This is a genomic window from Streptomyces xinghaiensis S187 (assembly GCF_000220705.2).
GTDB lineage: Bacteria > Actinomycetota > Actinomycetes > Streptomycetales > Streptomycetaceae > Streptomyces > Streptomyces xinghaiensis.
In genome coordinates this window covers 6872613-6888350 of the sequence record NZ_CP023202.1, presented here as the reverse complement: position 1 = coordinate 6888350, position 15738 = coordinate 6872613, and the positions used below count along the sequence as shown (strand labels likewise).

General features: G+C 73.7%; 18 protein-coding genes. 11 read left to right on the top strand and 7 right to left on the bottom strand.

The genetic code is table 11. The features are described 5' to 3' along the window. Positions 1-114: 114 nt before the first annotated feature. Positions 115-897: a hypothetical protein gene (locus SXIN_RS29525; protein ID WP_157916358.1), complete on the bottom strand. Its 783-nt coding sequence runs from the start codon at positions 895-897 to the stop codon at positions 115-117. Between the two features lie 494 nt (positions 898-1391). Here SXIN_RS29525 and SXIN_RS29520 point away from each other — a divergent pair, with 494 nt between their 5' ends. From SXIN_RS29520 to SXIN_RS29510, 3 genes are all read left to right on the top strand, one after another. Next, positions 1392-2303, top strand: coding sequence for a helix-turn-helix domain-containing protein (locus SXIN_RS29520; protein ID WP_039820687.1), 912 nt, complete (start codon positions 1392-1394; stop codon positions 2301-2303). 237 nt (positions 2304-2540) lie between these two features. Then, the gene (locus tag SXIN_RS29515; protein ID WP_095757809.1) at positions 2541-2915 is read left to right on the top strand and encodes a hypothetical protein; all 375 of its coding nucleotides are present in this window, start codon (positions 2541-2543) and stop codon (positions 2913-2915) included. A 494-nt stretch (positions 2916-3409) separates the two neighbouring features. Further along, positions 3410-3619: a DUF397 domain-containing protein gene (locus SXIN_RS29510; RefSeq protein ID WP_019707924.1), complete on the top strand. Its 210-nt coding sequence runs from the start codon at positions 3410-3412 to the stop codon at positions 3617-3619. A 3-nt stretch (positions 3620-3622) separates the two neighbouring features. Here the strand turns inward: SXIN_RS29510 and ppk2 are convergent, their stop codons facing one another. Continuing rightward, positions 3623-4519, bottom strand: coding sequence for a polyphosphate kinase 2 (ppk2, locus tag SXIN_RS29505; protein ID WP_019707925.1), 897 nt, complete (start codon positions 4517-4519; stop codon positions 3623-3625). Between the two features lie 463 nt (positions 4520-4982). On the opposite strand from ppk2, the gene SXIN_RS29500 reads away from it, so the two are divergent. Beyond that, positions 4983-5678: a DUF4230 domain-containing protein gene (locus SXIN_RS29500; RefSeq protein WP_019707926.1), complete on the top strand. Its 696-nt coding sequence runs from the start codon at positions 4983-4985 to the stop codon at positions 5676-5678. A 162-nt stretch (positions 5679-5840) separates the two neighbouring features. On the opposite strand, the gene SXIN_RS29495 is transcribed toward SXIN_RS29500, so the two are convergent. The 3 genes from SXIN_RS29495 to SXIN_RS29485 form a co-directional block, all read right to left on the bottom strand. Then, positions 5841-6038, bottom strand: coding sequence for a DUF4236 domain-containing protein (locus SXIN_RS29495; protein ID WP_019707927.1), 198 nt, complete (start codon positions 6036-6038; stop codon positions 5841-5843). A 114-nt stretch (positions 6039-6152) separates the two neighbouring features. After that, complete coding sequence (locus SXIN_RS29490; RefSeq protein WP_019707928.1) at positions 6153-6590, bottom strand: SRPBCC family protein; 438 nt, start codon at positions 6588-6590, stop codon at positions 6153-6155. Positions 6591-6734: 144 nt separating this feature from the next. Beyond that, on the bottom strand, positions 6735-7619 hold the full coding sequence (locus SXIN_RS29485) for a putative protein N(5)-glutamine methyltransferase (protein ID WP_095757807.1): 885 nt from the start codon (positions 7617-7619) through the stop codon (positions 6735-6737). Between the two features lie 476 nt (positions 7620-8095). Between SXIN_RS29485 and SXIN_RS29480 the strand changes: the two genes are divergently transcribed. Beyond that, on the top strand, positions 8096-8665 hold the full coding sequence (locus tag SXIN_RS29480; RefSeq protein WP_019707930.1) for a methanogen output domain 1-containing protein: 570 nt from the start codon (positions 8096-8098) through the stop codon (positions 8663-8665). Further along, positions 8662-10329, top strand: a complete 1668-nt coding sequence (locus SXIN_RS29475; RefSeq protein ID WP_095757806.1) for a SpoIIE family protein phosphatase — start codon at positions 8662-8664, stop codon at positions 10327-10329. Before SXIN_RS29480 ends, SXIN_RS29475 begins: the two co-directional genes overlap by 4 nt. Before the next feature lie 201 nt (positions 10330-10530). On the opposite strand, the gene SXIN_RS29470 is transcribed toward SXIN_RS29475, so the two are convergent. Beyond that, on the bottom strand, positions 10531-11097 hold the full coding sequence (locus SXIN_RS29470) for a DUF1360 domain-containing protein (protein WP_019706618.1): 567 nt from the start codon (positions 11095-11097) through the stop codon (positions 10531-10533). A 94-nt stretch (positions 11098-11191) separates the two neighbouring features. Continuing rightward, complete coding sequence (locus tag SXIN_RS29465) at positions 11192-11446, bottom strand: DUF5133 domain-containing protein (protein WP_337589367.1); 255 nt, start codon at positions 11444-11446, stop codon at positions 11192-11194. A gap of 268 nt (positions 11447-11714) precedes the next feature. On the opposite strand from SXIN_RS29465, the gene SXIN_RS29460 reads away from it, so the two are divergent. From SXIN_RS29460 to SXIN_RS29440, 5 genes are all read left to right on the top strand, one after another. After that, entirely contained in the window at positions 11715-12341 is a 627-nt protein-coding gene (locus SXIN_RS29460) for an acetoacetate decarboxylase family protein (protein WP_095757804.1), read from the top strand. 312 nt (positions 12342-12653) lie between these two features. Further along, entirely contained in the window at positions 12654-13211 is a 558-nt protein-coding gene (locus SXIN_RS29455; RefSeq protein ID WP_019707932.1) for a hypothetical protein, read from the top strand. A gap of 69 nt (positions 13212-13280) precedes the next feature. After that, a complete protein-coding gene (locus SXIN_RS29450; RefSeq protein WP_019707933.1) occupies positions 13281-13817 on the top strand; it encodes a hypothetical protein in 537 nt (178 codons plus the stop codon). Between the two features lie 60 nt (positions 13818-13877). Next, positions 13878-15080, top strand: coding sequence for an MAB_1171c family putative transporter (locus SXIN_RS29445; protein WP_050930723.1), 1203 nt, complete (start codon positions 13878-13880; stop codon positions 15078-15080). Next, a complete protein-coding gene (locus tag SXIN_RS29440) occupies positions 15077-15715 on the top strand; it encodes a phosphatase PAP2 family protein (protein WP_019707935.1) in 639 nt (212 codons plus the stop codon). The genes SXIN_RS29445 and SXIN_RS29440 overlap by 4 nt, the downstream gene beginning before the upstream one ends. Positions 15716-15738 lie beyond the last annotated feature (23 nt).

The window sequence follows — 15738 nt, the reverse complement described above, 5'->3', positions numbered from 1 at the left end:
TCGGTTCCGGCCGTCCCAGGTGACGCCGTACGGCGCAAGGCCGGCGGCCGGAGCGCGGCGCTCCGGCCGGGGCCGTCCCGGCGCGGGGAGTCACCGCACGCGCCGGGGCGCCGGTCACCTCACGTCGACATGGTCGTCGGCGGAGTAGACCCAGGAGGTGCTCTCCGTACCGTTGTAGGCGAGCCACCACGAGCCGTCCGCGTCCGGGAGGACCGTGGTGAGCACCCAGCCGTTGGCGCCGGTCTCCAGATCCTTGACATACCGGTAGAGCGGGCTGGAGGGGGAGGCGAAGACGACCCGGACCGGATGCCCGGCGGAGCCGGTGTAGCCGCCGCTCCCCCAGTCCGCGAAACGCAGCGCCCCGAGGATGGCGAGCGGGCGGCCCGCGGCGACCGGCTCGGGGGCGGCATCCATCGTGAGCGTGGACTTCCGTTTGATCCGCACGCTCGCGAAGCCGCTCCGGGTGACGAGTCCCTCTCCGGTGGCGGGATTCCAGTCGTTGGGGACCGCCAGCGCCCACAGCCGCCAGGTGCCGGCCCAGCTGTTGTCGATACGCGCGCTGCCGGTGTCCACGGTGACGGTGAAGCGGCAGGTCGACGTCGTGGAGTTCACCGGCGCACAGACGGGCCGGGAGACCGGGTCCGCCTGCAGCCGGTGCCCGTTGGGGCCGAGGAGGTTCACCTCGGCATGGTCCGCGCTGATCCCGGAGTCGTCCCGCGCGGTGAAGGACACCTCGAAGCTCGTCCGGGAGTCCGGGCCCAGAACGAGGTCGCGGCCGGAGTTGACGCTCCCGCCCGTGATCACGGCGGGGCTCGACAGGTCGGCCCGGGCGGCCGGCGCGCCCAGCACCGACAGGGCCATGGCGCCGGTCACGGCGGCGGCGATTCGTCTTCGCATGACAATCCCCCTCACTGGCCGGCGCCCGGTGTCCCGGTTCCCGGGGCGGCGCCGGTGCGGCACACCTTAGGGACCCCACGGAGGGGCAGGTCAGACGCGGGAGAGGCTTGGTACACGTTCATGACCGCACCGGGACCGCACCGCGGCACACCAAGCCGCCGATCCGAGGGACGTTCCGGGCGGACAGCGGCCGGCGGCCGGCGGCCCGTCAGCGACGCCCCTCCTGAACGTCACACGGAGGAGCATGCACGCGAGCGTGACATCCCATGGCGTCAGATCCGGTACGGTGTCCCGCATCACAGTGCCGGTCCATCGGCGACATCCCATACTGCGAGCTCGCACATCCGACCTGGCCAACTGACGCCGGTCATTTCCGTCGACACACGGTGACCTGCGGATATGTGAGTGCGCTCCACCGAAGGTGAGGCTTCTTTGCGAACTGCCGCAATCTGCTATATTGCACATAGGACTATCGGCATGCGGAGGTGGCGATCGTGAGCACGCCAAGCGCAGCCGTTCAGCGTCTGAGGTTGCGGACGGAACTCCGCAGAGCCCGTGCCCGGGCCGGTCTGACTCAGCGCCAAGTCGCCGACACGATGGAGTGGAGCCCTTCCAAGCTGATCAGAATCGAGGCCGGCGAAGTCGCCATCACGGTCAACGACCTCAAGGCGCTGCTGGCCGAGTACGCCATCACCGACCGCCGCAAGACCGAGGAACTCCTGCAACTGGCCCGCGGCAGCCGGAAGATGCCCTTCAGCGAGTACCGCGACGTCTTCGGCAAGGAGTTCCTGTCGTTCCTCGCCCTGGAAGCCTCCGCCTCGATCATCCGGGGATTTCACTTCTTCGTGATCCCCGGTCTCTTCCAGACGGAGGAGTACATCCGGGCCCTGTCCAAGGAGACCTCCCGGGGCATCTCCCAGGAGCGGCTCGACCGGCTCGTCGAGGCCCGCCTCGCCCGCCAGGAACTCCTGGAGGGGGACGAGGGCCCGCAGATCTTCATGGTCCTCGACGAATCGGTGATCCGCCGTCAGGTCGGCGGGCCGGGGGTGATGCGCAACCAGCTGGAGCGCTTGGCCGACCTCGCCTCCCGCCCCCGGATCACCATCCAGATCCTCCCGTTCAGCGTCGGCGCCCACCAGGGGCTCCTGGGCCCGTACACGCTGTTCGAGTTCTCCGAGGACGGCATGCCCGACTCCGTCTATCTGGAGAACGCGCGCGGCGACTCCTACGCGAGCAACGACCCGGAGATCACCGGAAGGTACCTGGAGGGCTTCTGGGCGTTGGAGGACCAGGCACTCAAGGAAGACATGAGCACCGTCCTGCGGCAGGTGGCGGCGCACTCCGGCGAGGTGAGCGAGGACCTCGTGGTCCGGACCACGGGCGGGGAGCAGCAGGCGGCGGGATGAACGGCATCGACGGACGACCGAGAGACGCGACACGACAGGTGTGACGGCCGAACCCCCGGGCCCGGAGACGGGTCACCGGCCGTACCGAGTCGACCTCGACGAGGCAAGGCGCTGCCCGCGGCCACGAGGCGGCCGCGGTTCCTGACGATTGATCACTGAGGTGACTCATGGACAGGCCGGGGATCTTCACCGGCGGCGGGAGCCGCCGGTACCGGGTACGGGGGCAGGTGCGCGGGCATGGGAGCACGTGACAAGCGCTCCGGTGTCGACACCTGGGTCCACATCTGCAACGAGATCATTCATCACGTACTGCCGTTCCGGGCGCGCACGGTGCACCTCCTGTGGGTGGTCACCATTCCGCCGATGGTGCTGGGCGGGTTCCTCGCCGTCGTCGTCCTGGTGCTGATCCCGAATCCCTACGGCTGGTTCGGTGTCGCCGGCTGCGGGGCCGGCGTCCTGCTGACGGCCCGGCTGCGGGCCTGGCTCAGACCGCCGCTCCGGGGCGGCTGGACCGCTACCGGGGGGAACGCGGCGTCCGGTCCCGGCGAGGCGGCGGCGTCCGGCGGCGTGCCGGGAGAGGAGGAGGCGCCCACCAGCCCGCCACCGCCGTGACGGCGACCGCCGCCGCGGTGCCGGCGACGGCTCCGGCGGGCCGGGCCACGGCCCAGCCCGCGCCGAAGGCGAGGGTCCCGGCCAGGAGGACGTAGGCGTACCACCACATTCCGGCCATGGGGCCCATGGAGCGAGGCGAACGCGGAAGCGTCGAGCGAGTCATCGGCCGTCCCCCCTTGAGCCCGGCCTCCATCCTCCTCCCACCGGCCCTTGTGGCGGGAGACCGGATTCCGCCACCTGCGAGGACGGGGAATCGCGGCCATGGCGCCTCGCCCCTGCACTCCTCGGCGGCCTTTTCTTATGACCATGGCGGAAAAGGCCATATCCGCCCCACCATGTGCCATTGATATTCTTGAACGGTTCGGCTTTTCTCCGCATGTGATCGATGTCTTCCGCGCGGTAAGCGCCGGGAGTTGGGCCCGTCACCGCCGGATCACGTGCTGCCGCGAGACGCCCCGGCCGGGCCGTCCGCACACCGGGCAGAGGAGGCGTGAGTGGTCGAGCCGTGGACGTGGCGCAAGAGCAGTTTCAGTGGTGAGAACGTTCCCGCGTGCGTCGAGGTCGCGTGGAACGGCGGCCAGGCCATGGTCCGGGATTCCAAGAGCCTCCGGGGCCCCGTTCTGTGCTTCTCCCCCGCCGGATGGCAGGCGTTCATCCAACACCTGGCAGCGGCCCCGGCCCGGAGCACGCCCGGCTCCGGGTGACCGTTACGCCCGGCGCGTCTTTCCCTCCGCGCCCGGCAGTGAGGCCGCGTGATCCGGGACCCAGGTCTGGGTGTCCCGGGGCGGGCGCTCGTAACCGGTGGCCGACGGGCGGGGCGGCAGGCTCAGCTCGGGCCGCGGCACCTCCTCGTAGGGAATGGTGGAGAGGAGATGGGCGATCATGTTGACGCGGGCCCGGCGCTTGTCGTCCGCGTCCACGACGTACCAGGGGGAATCGGGAAGGTCGGTGTGGGCGAACATCTCGTCCTTCGCCCGTGAGTAGGCCTCCCAGCGGATACGGGACTCCAGGTCCACCGGCGAGAGCTTCCAGCGCCGCGTCGGGTCCGACATCCTGGACCGGAAGCGCCGCTCCTGCTCCTCGTCGCCGACCGAGAACCAGTACTTGCGCAGCAGGATGCCGTCCTCGATGAGCAGCCGCTCGAAGACCGGGCACTGCCCGAGGAAGCGCGCGTGCTCCTCCTCCGTGCAGAAGCCCATCACGCGCTCCACGCCGGCCCGGTTGTACCAGCTCCGGTCGAAGAGGGCGATCTCTCCGGCGGTGGGCAGTTGCTCGGCATAACGCTGGAAGTACCACTGACCGCGCTCGCGTTCGGTGGGCGCGGGCAGGGCGACGACCCGGGCCACGCGGGGGTTCAGATACTCGGTCACGCGCTTGATGGCGCCGCCCTTGCCGGCCGCGTCACGCCCCTCGAAGACCACGACGAGCCGTACGCCACGCGCACGCACCCACTCCTGCATGACGACCAACTGCTCTTGCAGGCGCAGCAGTTCGCGCTCATAGACCGGGCGGGGCAGCCGGGCGGGCCGACTGCCGGGCGCGGTCTCGGGAGTGGTTTCGGGAATGGTCTCGGCCGGGCGCCGGTCGCGGGACTTGTCGGGCATGTGCGTTCCTCCGGGGGCGGGACGAGACGGGGCGGTGTGGTGCGGGTCGGTCGCCGTGAGCGGCTGTCGTGTCCGGACCGCCCGGGGCGGTACCCGTGCGGTCCGGACACGATGAGAGCGGCCCGGGGACACTCTGCCGGGCCGCCCTCACACCCCCCCTTTTCTACCCCCCTCGTACCCCTCTGGTACCGGCCCCCCAAGGCCGTGGGACCAGGTTCCCGGCTCGCGGCGGCCCGGCACAGTGCCGAACGGGGAAGGCGCACCGGGACCAATGGGCCCTGTTCTGACCGGACTTGCCGGTTTGCGGACGGCAGGGCCCCGGTCCGCGCGGCGGCGGGGCACGGAGGCGCGCCCCGTGCTTCCGGTGCATCCGCCGGATGCCGTTCCGACGACTGCGTGTTCCCCCGCCGGGGCATACGGGCGTCAGGTCCGGAACAACTCCGCCGCCCCCGGGAGGCTCACCGTGGTCGCACCCAGCGAGACCCAGCCCGCTCCCCCGGCCCCGCCCGGCCGTCACCGCCGCTTCCCGGGGTGGGCCAAGGCCGCCGCCGTCCTCGCCGCGCTCGCGCTGCTGTTCACCCTCGTCACCCGGGCGGACATCGTTCCGGGCCTGGACGACCTCTTCGGGGAGGAGACGCACGACCGGTCCGGTCCGGCCCTGCTGGAGTCCATCCAGGACATGAGCCGCTACGAGGGCGCCTCCGGGAACTTTCAGGTCGTCGTCGACCTGGAGAAGGACACCAAGTACCTGCCGGACTCCATCCGGGGGACCAGGACGCTCTATGTCGGTACCGGCAGCGTGAGTTCGTACGTGGACCTGGGAGAACTGGACGAGCGCAGCGTCGTCGTCAACGAGGACCGTACGGCGGCCACCCTCCGGCTGCCCCACGCACGGCTGGGGAAGCCGGCTCTGGACGCCGACCGTTCGTACGCGGTGTCGAAGCAGCGCGGGCTGCTGAACCGGCTCGGCGACCTCTTCTCCGACAACCCCAACGACGAGCGCGCCGTGAACCGGCTCGCCGTCCGGCACATCGCCGAGGCCGCCGAGGAGAGCGAACTGGCCGAGCGGGCCGAGAAGAACACCAGCGCGATGCTCCGCGGCCTGCTGACCTCGCTCGGCTTCGAGAAGGTCACCATCCGGTACGGCGAGGAAGGCTGACTCCGGGCCGGGAGAGCCCCGTTCCCCGGCCCTGTCCCCCGGCCCGGCCCACCGCTCGCCCACCGGCCCGGGATCTGACGTGCGGAAGGCCGGCGACCCCGTCCCCCCGGGGTCGCCGGCCTTCCGCCGTCGCGTTCTCCGCCCGCCCGCCCGGCACGCGGGTCAGTGACCGCCCCGCCGGGTGCTCTTGCGGTAGCCGAAGGGGCCCGGCAGGTCATGGCTCGTGGTGGTGCGCCCGCTCGTGCTGTACGTCCGCCTCGGGCCCTTCCCCGAGCCGAACGTGACCGACATGGAACGGCGGTTGAGGTTCAGCCGCACTCCGGGCAGGATGCGGAAGCTCTTGCGGAAGGTGACAGGCACGGTTCCCTCTCCTCACTGCCCTCCGGCGAGGGCTCGGCGGTCCGGTTCCCTTCCTCTTGTGCCCCGGGAACGCCGGGAGGTGTCTGCCCGATATCGCCGCCCTGCCGGCGGAGTTCAGCCGGCGGCCAGCAGCCGGGCGATGACGCGGCCGAAGAGGAGGCGGCCGGCCAGGGCCGTCGGGCGGTCGAGGAGCCGCGGCAGCCCGGTGACGCTCAGGTCCTCGCTCCAGATCACCTCGGACCCGGTGCCGTGGGCACGGACCTCGATCCCGGCCCAGCCGGTCACGACCCGGCCGCGCTTCTCCATCCGGCAGCGGCCCGGCCGGCCGGCCCCGGGGGGCTCCCAGACGACGACCTCCATGGGGTCCGCGAACGCGGCCCGCCCGACGCCGGTACGGGCGGTGAAGACGGTGCCGGGGCGGGTCGGCAGGGGCGGGGCGACGGTGATCCGCGTCAGCGGTACGTGGTCCGCGTGCCGTTCCCAGTCGGTGACGCGCCGCCAGGCCTCGTCGGCGGGCAGCGGCGTACGGCGGGTGATGCGGAAGAGGGCCACCGGACGACTATAGGCACCGGTGACGCCCGGCCCGCCGCTCCGACCCGGTCCTCCGCACGTCCCGCCCCTCCCGCACGTCCCGTCCGTCCCGCCCGGACGTGCCCGCGGAAGGGCTGGAGGGGCGGAGCTCTCGGGGCGGTGCGGTCAGGGGGCCGGACAGCCGCGGCGCGGCCGGGTGCCGGTGACGACGGTGGCGTCCAGGTCCTCGGAGTGGTCGACGCGGGGGGTCAGCCCGGCGGCGGCGAAGACCCCGGCGGTGTCCGGCGCCTGGTGCTCACCGGTCTCGATCAGCAGGCGTCCGCCGGGGGCGAGCCAGCAGGCGGCCCCGGCGGCCACGCGCCGCTGGATCTCCAGCCCGTCGGCGCCTCCGTCGAGCGCGATGAGCGGTTCGTGGTCGCGGGCCTCCGGTGGCAGCAGCGCGATGGCTCCGGTGGGCACGTAGGGCGCGTTGGCGACGAGGATGTCCACCCGGCCGCGGAGCCGGGCGGGCAGCGGCTCGTAGAGGTCTCCCTCGTGGACCCGGCCGCCGGCGGCAGCGAGGTTGCGGCGGGCACACCGCACCGCGGCCGGGTCGATGTCGGCGGCGTGGAGCTCCACCCGCCCCAGCTCCTCCGCCAGGGCCGCGCCGACGGCGCCCGAGCCGCAGCACAGATCGACGACGACGGGCGCCGGGCGCCCGGGGCCGGCCGGCGGGCCGCAGGCCGCGGCGCGGTGGACGAGGAACGCGGTCCGGGGGCGGGGGACGAAGACCCCGCGGTCCACGGTGACGCGCAGACCGCAGAACTCGGCCCAGCCGAGGACGTGTTCCAGGGGAAGACCACCGGCGCGCCGGTCCACCAGGGCCGTGAGCCGGTCCGGGGTGGGCGCCGCGGAGATGAGCAGGCGCGCCTCGTCCTCGGCGAAGACACAGCCGGCGGCGCGCAGCCTGGCCACGACGGCGGCGGCGGCCGCGGAACGCCAAGGAGCGCCGGAGGCCGGGAAAGCGGGAGAACAAGGCGAAGAAGGGGACGACGAGGGAAAAACCGGCATGGGAACCTTCCGGAAAACCGAAGGGCGCCCTCCCGGTCACCTATCCCGGACGGACCGTACGTCCACGAGAGGAGAGCACCCGGCCTGCGACAGCGGTAATGGGTCTCACCTCCTCGGTCGTGCACTGCTCGGGTCCGCCACACTACCGCAGCCATGACCGCAACGTCCGTGGTTTCCCCGGGGGTTCGGCTGTCCTCCCGCCGGTCCGCCAGGCCTCCGGCCCGGTGTGCCCCGGCTGCGCGAGGGTGCGGGGGCGGGCCGGCCGGAACGCTTCCGGGCGCGCGGTGCGCGCCTTCGGCGCGGCGCGCGCCGCTCCCGGGCCAGCATGGCGGGACGCATCGGGGGAAGGTAGGGCAGTGGCCGGAGCGCGGCTGCGACCGGCGGGGACGAGCGGTGCCGTATCGTCTCGTATGACCGGCTTCTCTTCGCAGTCGCGTGAGGATCCGGCGACAGTGCGAACAGCTGGGAGGACCCCCATGAACCAGGTTGTCGGCGCCGGGGTCGGCGTGGAACGAGATGTGTTCATGCGGACGCTGCTGCGGGAGCTGGCCACGTCCCTGGAGTCCGTGGTCGGGCTGCAGGAGGCGTCCGGCTACATCAGCCTGGTCGGGCAGTCAGTCGGTCTGCAGCTCAACGACACCTACACGCGCGCCCTGTCGCTGGACAAGCTCAGCCGCGAGCAGGTCGCCGAGGTCATGGTCGACTTCAAGCAGCGCATCGGCGGCGACTTCCACCTGATCGAGCAGGACGAGGAGAAGATCGTCCTGGGGAGCCGCAGCTGCCCCTTCGGGGAGCAGGTGAAGGGCCGTGAGTCGATGTGCATGCTCACGTCCAACATGTTCGGCACGGTGGCGGCCCGCAACCTCGGCTATGCCCGGGTGGACCTGGAGGAGACGATCGCCCGGGGCGCCACCGGCTGCCGCGTCGTCGTGCACCTCGTGCCGCAGCCGGAGGACTCCGGGGAGAACTCGTCCCTGGGCCGGGAGTACTTCGACGACTCCGGTCTGGTCGGCCGTGTCCCCTCGCCGGGTCCGGTGACTGGATGAGCCTGGATCTCTTCCGGGCCATCACCAAGCTGCTGCCGCACCCCGTTCTGCTGGCCACGGCCGGTGGGCGGATCCTGGCGGTCAACACGGCCGCGACACGCTTGGTCCCGGAACTCCGGGCGGGTGCCGACCTGTTCGCCCTGGCCGACGAGAACACCGACGGCCTGCGGGGCCATCTCGGGCACTGGCTGCGCAGCGGGGACCCCCTGCCGGGCTCCCTGAAGATCAAGGACTCCCGCGGGGAACTCATCCCGTTCCGCTGCCACGGCGCCCGCGCGACGTGGTGGACCGGCCCGGAGCCCGCGATCCAGCTCCATCTGACGCGTCTCGACCACGCCGACCAGTTCGTGGCGCTGAGCCAGCAGGTGCGGGCGCTCAACAAGGAGATGGCCTTCCGGCGGGCCGCCGAGGCCGAGCGGGAGCATCTGCTCGTCGCCGAGCAGACGGGGCGCATCCGGCTGAACCGCCTGTACCGGCTCACCGCGGCTCTGGCCGCCGCGGCGACCCCGGCCGCCGTCGTCGAGGCCGTGCACGACACCGCGCCCGCCGCGCTCGGCGCCCGGTCGGTCGGCCTGGCCCTGCACTCCGAGCGGCTCGTGCCGTCCCTCGGTCCCGCGGACAGCCTCCGCGCGGCGGCGGGCGACAGCTGGACCGACCTCGACCACGGCCATGCCCCCGCCCTGCCGGAGCAGGGCCCCGGACCGGACGCCACGACGGGCCGGGCGGACGGCGCGGACGGGGTGGCCGGGGCGGACGCGGCCGGACGGGAGGCCGCCCCCGGCTCCCCCGCCCGCCTGCTCCGGCTGCCCCTGGAGGCGGACGGGCTGTCGCTGGGCGAACTCACCATCGACCACGACGGCGGCCCACCGCCGGACGAGGCCCACGTCACGGCCATCGCCCAGCAGATCGCGCAGGCCCTGCGGCGGGCCGGCCTCTACGAGCACGAGCACCGCCTCGCGGAGCGGCTGCAGCGCAGCCTGCTGCCCGTCCTGCCGGTCATCGACGGCCTGGACGTGGCCGGCCGCTACGCCCCCGGCAGCGATCTCGTCGACGTGGGCGGCGACTGGTACGACGTCCACGTGCTCGACGGCGACCACATCGGGCTCACCATCGGGGACGTCGCCGGCCACGGCCTGTCCGAGGCGACCGCCATGGGGCAGATCAGCGCCGCGCTCCGCGGCATCGTGCTGCGCCACGGCCGGCGGCCCGGCGCCGTCCTGGCCGAGCTGGACCACTTCCTGCGCGCCTACCACCCCGGCCGGATGGCCACCGCCTGCTACCTCGTGCTGCACCGGCCCTCGGGGACGCTGCACTACGCCCGCGCGGGCCATCTGCCGCCGCTGCTCATCCACGCCGACGGCAGCAGCAGCTTTCTGGACCGGGCGCTGGCGCCGCCGCTGGGCATGGTCAACGACGTGGCGTACACGGAGAGCGAGGCGCGGATCGCCGCCGGGGAGACGCTGCTGCTCTTCACCGACGGCCTCGTCGAGCGCCGCGGCGAGATCCTCGACGCCGGGCTCGACCGGCTGACCGGTCTCGCCCGCCGCACGGCCGGGCTGTCCGCCGACGAACTGTGCGAGGTCTTCCTCCACCACCAGCCCAGCGCCGACAAGCCCGACGACTGCGCGCTGCTGGCGCTGCGCACGACCCGCCCGGAGGCGTGAGACGACGGGCGGCGGAGAAGCGCGGGGCGCCGAGGGGGCGGGCCGGAGGGTGCGGCGAGTACGCCGGAGGCCGGGGCCGCCGGGGGGGTGCTCCCCCGCCGCCCCGGCCTCGGCCGCGGTGCCGGTCTCGCGGTGCGGTCCCGTCGCGGTGCGGTCCCGTCGCGGTGCCGTGAGCGGAACGCCGGCGGCACGGGCGCCGTCTCAGCCCTCGACCCGGTCCTGGGTGAGAGTCCAGGCGTACTGCAGCCAGTCGGACACGGCCACGGCCGTCAGACCGGAGGCCACCAGCCGGGTCGGGCGCGGCGCGACGGCGTACGAGCAGACCAGCGCGCCGGAGATCCAGACGGAGAGGCAGAAGGGGCAGGCCAGCAGGTCGCCCACGGCCCGCCGGGGACCGTGCCCCTGCGGTTCGTCCATGACCTCCCCGGCGCTCAGGTCCGCCGTGCGCCGGGTGAACGGCGCACGGACGAAGCCCGCGACCTTGCTCTTGCTGACCAGCCGGGACGCCTTGTAGACGGCCGTGCCCAGGACCAGCAGGTCCCAGGGCGGCACCCGCTCGGGCAACCGGCGCCCGGACCTCCGCAGGCCGAGGGCGAAGAGACCCACCCCGGTGGCGAAGCCGGCGGTCAGGGCGGCGTATCCGCGGAGCGGAACCTCGCGGTCCGGGGCGTAGGCGCCGTCGTGCCGGCCGGTCGTCCGCGGCCGTCCGTCCGGATGCCGCGGGTGCTCGGGCGGGGTGGGGCCGGGTGGCCGGGGAGGGGGAGGCATCGGTTCTCCGTACGTTGTCCGAGTGGGTCGCGCCGTCCACGCCGTGGCGCGGGCGGCGCACCGGGCCGCGGCCGGGCGCACCGCCCGCGGGGGGTCAGCCGGCGGCGGCCGCCGTGCCGGAGAGGGCGTCCGGAACGGCGGGTGCGGCCGGGCCGGGGGCGGACGCCAGCCGCCGCCGCGCCTCGGCCAGGGCTCTGTCGACCGTGCGGGTGCCGGTGGACACGCAGAGCGTGTACGCGGTGTCCTCCAGGCGCCGGCGCAGTTCCGGACCCGGTTCGCCGCTTCCCGCCAGCGCCTGCAGGGTGGTGTAGCGGTCGACGAGTTCGCGCAGGACATCGGGGTGGGCCATCAGCACGGTGGTCCTCCAGCGGTGAGGGGGTGGTCCTTGCTTCGGCTGCCCCGCCCATCACTGCATATGCCGACAAAGTGACGGCCCGCGGGTCCGCCGGTTCCGCCGCGGCACCAGCGGACAGGATGAGAGGGCGAACGGAGCGGTGCCCGGCCTGACACGCCGCCACCCCGCCGGGCCGGCCGCCCCGGCGGGTGCGGCTCGGCGCAGGGGGCAGGGCGCCGGCGAGCCCCCGGGAACACCCCCGGAAGATGGAGGAGAGCGAGCGATGCCCGGTCCCACCGGAGGACAGCCGTCCCACCCGCCCGCGCCCTGGGTGTCCCGGGGCGAGATGTGGTTCGGGCTGCTGCCCGTCCGGCGTCCGCCGGACCTGCCGCCCGATCTCCGCCCGCTCGGGCCCCGCGACCGGATCGCCGTGGGCGTGGTGCGGTACCGCGAGGGAACCCTGCGCTACGACGAGCTGGCCCTCGGCCCGCTGGTCCGCCGGGGCCGCCGCGCGGGGCTGCTGGTCCAGCGGATCTGGGTCGACGACGACGCGTCCGTGCGGGGCGGCCGCGCCATCTGGGGCCTCCCCAAGGAACCGGCCGCTTTCACCTGGACCGGGGACTCCCTCCGGGTCGCCGACGACGGGGGGACGCTGGCCCGGATCACCTTCCGCCCCGGGCGCGGGCCGCTCTCCGCGCTGCCGCCGCTGCCGGCGGTGCTCCCCGGGTTCGGGGGGACGCCGGGGCGGCGCCTGTTCATCGCCGGACGGCTCGTCGGCAGGCCGCGCCGGGAGGCCATGACCGTCACCGAGTGGTCGGACCGGCTGCCGCCGCTGCGGCACGGCCGCGCCCGGCCCTCGCTGGCCGTCCGGCCGTTCCGGATGACCGTGCCCGGGCCGGTGCGCTGCTGAGCGGGTCGCGGCCCGGTGGCCGGGCGGCCGGCGGAGGACGGCGGGGCGTGACGCGTCCGGGGGTCTGCACCCCCGTGTCAGACCCCCGGACTGTTTTTCCGAGTAAACAGTGACGCCGAAGGCGTGCGCAAGGGACAGCCCTCCGGCGGTCCAACTCCGGCCGGAACCAAACGCGTTGGCCTCGTCCCGGGGTGGGATACAGTGACCGACTGGACACCGGCGCGGACCGTTCCGGGTTCGCGCGTCGCGTTGCGCCGCCCCGGCCGTGAGCCGGCCGGGGAGCCGCCGGAGACGTGAAGTGGGGGCCGACCCATGAGTGGCTCAGCCGTACCCCCGGGGGACGAGCCCCGCACCCTCGCGGAGAAGATCACCTGGCTGCTGGAGAACGCCTTCCCGGCGGGCGGCGGCCCCGGCGGGAGCAGCGTCCCCTCGGACCGCCAGGTCGTGCAGGCCATCAACGAGCGCGCGGGCCGCCACGTCATCGGGCACACCACCTTCTGGAAGCTCCGCACCGGGAAGACCAACCCCGAGACCGGCAGGCCCTACACCGCCTCGGACGACATCCTCCAGGGCATCGCGGAGTTCTTCGACGTGGACCCGCGGTTCTTCAAGACCCGCAGCGAGGTGGTCGGCCAGGTCGTGGAGTCGCTGCGCTTCCTCCGCTCGGTGCACAACGGCGACATCACCGGCATCGCCGGCCGCGGCATCGGCGACGAGGGCCTCTCCCGGGAGCTGCTGGCCTTCATGAACGAAGTGCTCGCCGACTTCCGGGACGGCACCGGAGCCGAAGCGGCACCGGGGCCGGGGACCGGCGGGGCGGCGGGCACGGGAACCGGGAACCCGGGCCCCGGGCGGGAGCGTCCGCACTAGAATCGTCCGCCCACCGCACGGCCGCGCCCGCACTGCGTATCCCCACCAGAGCCCCCACAGAGGCCGCCGATGTCCCTGCGCCGACTCCGGAGAAACTGCGAAGAACGCCTCGCCGACCTGCCCGTCCCCAGCCCCTTCTCCGTGCCCGCCCTCGTGCGGAACATGGAGGCGGTCAGCGGCCGCCGCATCATCCTCATGCCGCTGCCGGACCATATGCAGCACCCTGACACCGCCTGCGGTCTGCGGGTGAAGACCCCGCGCTGGAGCCTGGTCCTCTTCAAGCGGCGGGCCACCGAGAACCAGACCAACCACACGATCCTCCACGAGCTCGGCCACGAGTGGTTCGACCACGGCGGCACCCTCTCCCCGGAGGACCTGCACCGTCAGATCCCCACCCTGGGGCCGCGCCTGATCGCCCGGTTCACCGGCGGGGTCGCCATCCAGGCCCGTGCGCACTACGACACCGTCGAGGAACGCGAGGCCGAGGTCTCCGCCTCCCTCATCCCCCTCATGGCCCGGGACCAGCCCGTCCGTGACGACGTGCTCGGCCGTCTGGACAGCTCCCTCTCCCGGCCCGTCGCGAGCCGGCGCCGACGGCGCCCCTGACCCTGCCCCCGGAGGAAACGACCCGTGCTCGACTTACTCGGCTACGCCGTGGCCGGCATCATGACGGCCGTCGCCCTGTGGCGCCTCCCCTCCGCGCTCTGGGGCGACGCCCAGCGCCGGGCCCTGTGGGGCTGCTACGCGGGCTTCGCCGCCGCCCTCTGGCTGAAGACCAGGGCGGTGCGGCTGGGCCTGGACCGCTCCCCCGTCACGGACCTCGACATCCTGCTCAAGCACTACGTCTCCACCGCGGCGATCCTCGCCATCCTCAGCTACATCGTCGCCATGTACGGCACCTCGCCCGGCGACGACGGCGACGGCGCGGTACCCCGGCACGTCGCCGTCTCCCGGTGGGTGGCCCGCGTCGCCACCAAGGCGGCCCTCGGCGCGCTGGCCCTGATGACCGTGCTCTTCTTCACCGTCGTGGACCGCAGCCGGCCCAGCAACCACTTCCTCGCCGAGCACGCCGGACAGCCCGGCGCCACCGCCTATATGACGGTCTTCTACGCCTTCCTCACCGCCGCCACCGTGGTCTGCGCCTACCAGTGGACGAGCCAGACCCTGCGCGCCGAACGCCCGCTGCTCCGGATCGGCCTGGGCATGATGGCCGTCGCCATGTTCCTCGGCGTCGCCTATGTGACCAGCCGCGTCGCCTTCATCTGGGTCAGTGTCGCCGAACCGCCGGCACGGGAGGTGGCCGACCGCTTCGAGGCCGTCACCGAGGCGGTGCAGCTGCTGGTCTTCGTGCTCTTCGCCCTCGGCGCCAGTGTGCCGAGCGCCGCGGCGGCCGTCCGCCGGTGGCGCCACTGGCGGGCACTGGCCGCCCTGTACCCGCTGTGGCGCGATCTGATGGAGGCCTTTCCGGCCATCCCGTTCGACCCCCCGGCGGGCCGCCTGCGCGAGCTGACCCGCACCGACATGCCCGTCGGCGTCCGGCTCGACCGGTGGGTGCACGACATCGGCGACGCCGTCGACAAGCTGCGGCACCACGTCCCCGACGAGCTGCTGCCCGCCGCCCGCGCGGCCGCCGAGGCCGGCGCGCCCGCCGGTGAGGAGCGGCCCACCGCCGAGGCCTACTGGATCAGGAGCGCGCTGCGGATGAAGTCCGACGGGGCGCCGCCCGGTCCCGCCGCCGCCTTCGCGACCACGCCGGGCGCCGACATGGAGGAGGAGGTCTCCTGGCTGCTGCGCGTCCAGGCCGCCTACGCCCGGGTCACCGCCGAGCGGACGACCGCCGTTCTCCGCACCGTGGGACAGCGCGCATGACGGCGACCGACACCACCGGCCCCGGCTCCGCTCCCCGTCCCGGCTCCGGGCGCGGCTCCCGGTACGGGCGTGCGTCCGCCGCCCGTGCCGTCACCGATCTCCTCCAGCCCCGGAACGTGCTGCTCGCCGGCATGACGGGGATCGGGTCGGCCGCGGCGGGCGGCTGGTGGGGGGTGCCCTGGGGGCTGCTGGGCGCCCTCTGCTCGGGGATCATCCCCGCCTGGTACGTGGAGTGGGAACGCCGGCGGGGCACCTGGGGCTGCCGGCACGTGGTGGACCGTACGCAGCGCGCGCCGATCTTCTGCGTCATCCTGGGCTCGATCGGGCTGGGGACCGCCGTGATGCTGCTCGGCGAGGCGCCCGCGGGAATCCTCACCGCGATGCTCGCGCTCTGGGCCATGACCGTGGGCCTGCTCGCGGTCAACACGGTCTGGAAGATCAGCGTGGACTGCGCGGTGGCCGCCTCGGTGGTCGCCATGCTCGGCGCCGTCCACTCCCCGTGGTGGCTCGCGGCCGTCCCGCTGGTGGTCGCCGTCTGCTGGTCCCGGGTCGCCCTGGGGTACCACACGGTCGCGCAGACCCTCGCGGGTTCCGCGCTCGGTGGAGCGACCGCGGGCGCCTTTCTGATCGGGTGAGACCGCGCCGAGCGCGCCCGGCG

Bases quoted from the DNA above. Each gene is read 5' to 3' on its own strand.
- SXIN_RS29480 (WP_019707930.1), top strand. From the start codon at position 8,096: ATGAACCAGGTTGTCGGCGCCGGGGTCGGCGTGGAACGAGATGTGTTC.
- SXIN_RS29455 (WP_019707932.1), top strand. From the start codon at position 12,654: ATGAGTGGCTCAGCCGTACCCCCGGGGGACGAGCCCCGCACCCTCGCG.
- SXIN_RS29470 (WP_019706618.1), bottom strand. From the start codon at position 11,097: ATGCCTCCCCCTCCCCGGCCACCCGGCCCCACCCCGCCCGAGCACCCG.
- SXIN_RS29485 (WP_095757807.1), bottom strand. From the start codon at position 7,619: ATGCCGGTTTTTCCCTCGTCGTCCCCTTCTTCGCCTTGTTCTCCCGCT.
- SXIN_RS29475 (WP_095757806.1), top strand. From the start codon at position 8,662: ATGAGCCTGGATCTCTTCCGGGCCATCACCAAGCTGCTGCCGCACCCC.
- SXIN_RS29460 (WP_095757804.1), top strand. From the start codon at position 11,715: ATGCCCGGTCCCACCGGAGGACAGCCGTCCCACCCGCCCGCGCCCTGG.
- SXIN_RS29450 (WP_019707933.1), top strand. From the start codon at position 13,281: ATGTCCCTGCGCCGACTCCGGAGAAACTGCGAAGAACGCCTCGCCGAC.
- SXIN_RS29465 (WP_337589367.1), bottom strand. From the start codon at position 11,446: ATGGCCCACCCCGATGTCCTGCGCGAACTCGTCGACCGCTACACCACC.
- SXIN_RS29440 (WP_019707935.1), top strand. From the start codon at position 15,077: ATGACGGCGACCGACACCACCGGCCCCGGCTCCGCTCCCCGTCCCGGC.
- ppk2 (WP_019707925.1), bottom strand. From the start codon at position 4,519: ATGCCCGACAAGTCCCGCGACCGGCGCCCGGCCGAGACCATTCCCGAA.
- SXIN_RS29515 (WP_095757809.1), top strand. From the start codon at position 2,541: ATGGGAGCACGTGACAAGCGCTCCGGTGTCGACACCTGGGTCCACATC.
- SXIN_RS29445 (WP_050930723.1), top strand. From the start codon at position 13,878: ATGACGGCCGTCGCCCTGTGGCGCCTCCCCTCCGCGCTCTGGGGCGAC.
- SXIN_RS29525 (WP_157916358.1), bottom strand. From the start codon at position 897: ATGCGAAGACGAATCGCCGCCGCCGTGACCGGCGCCATGGCCCTGTCG.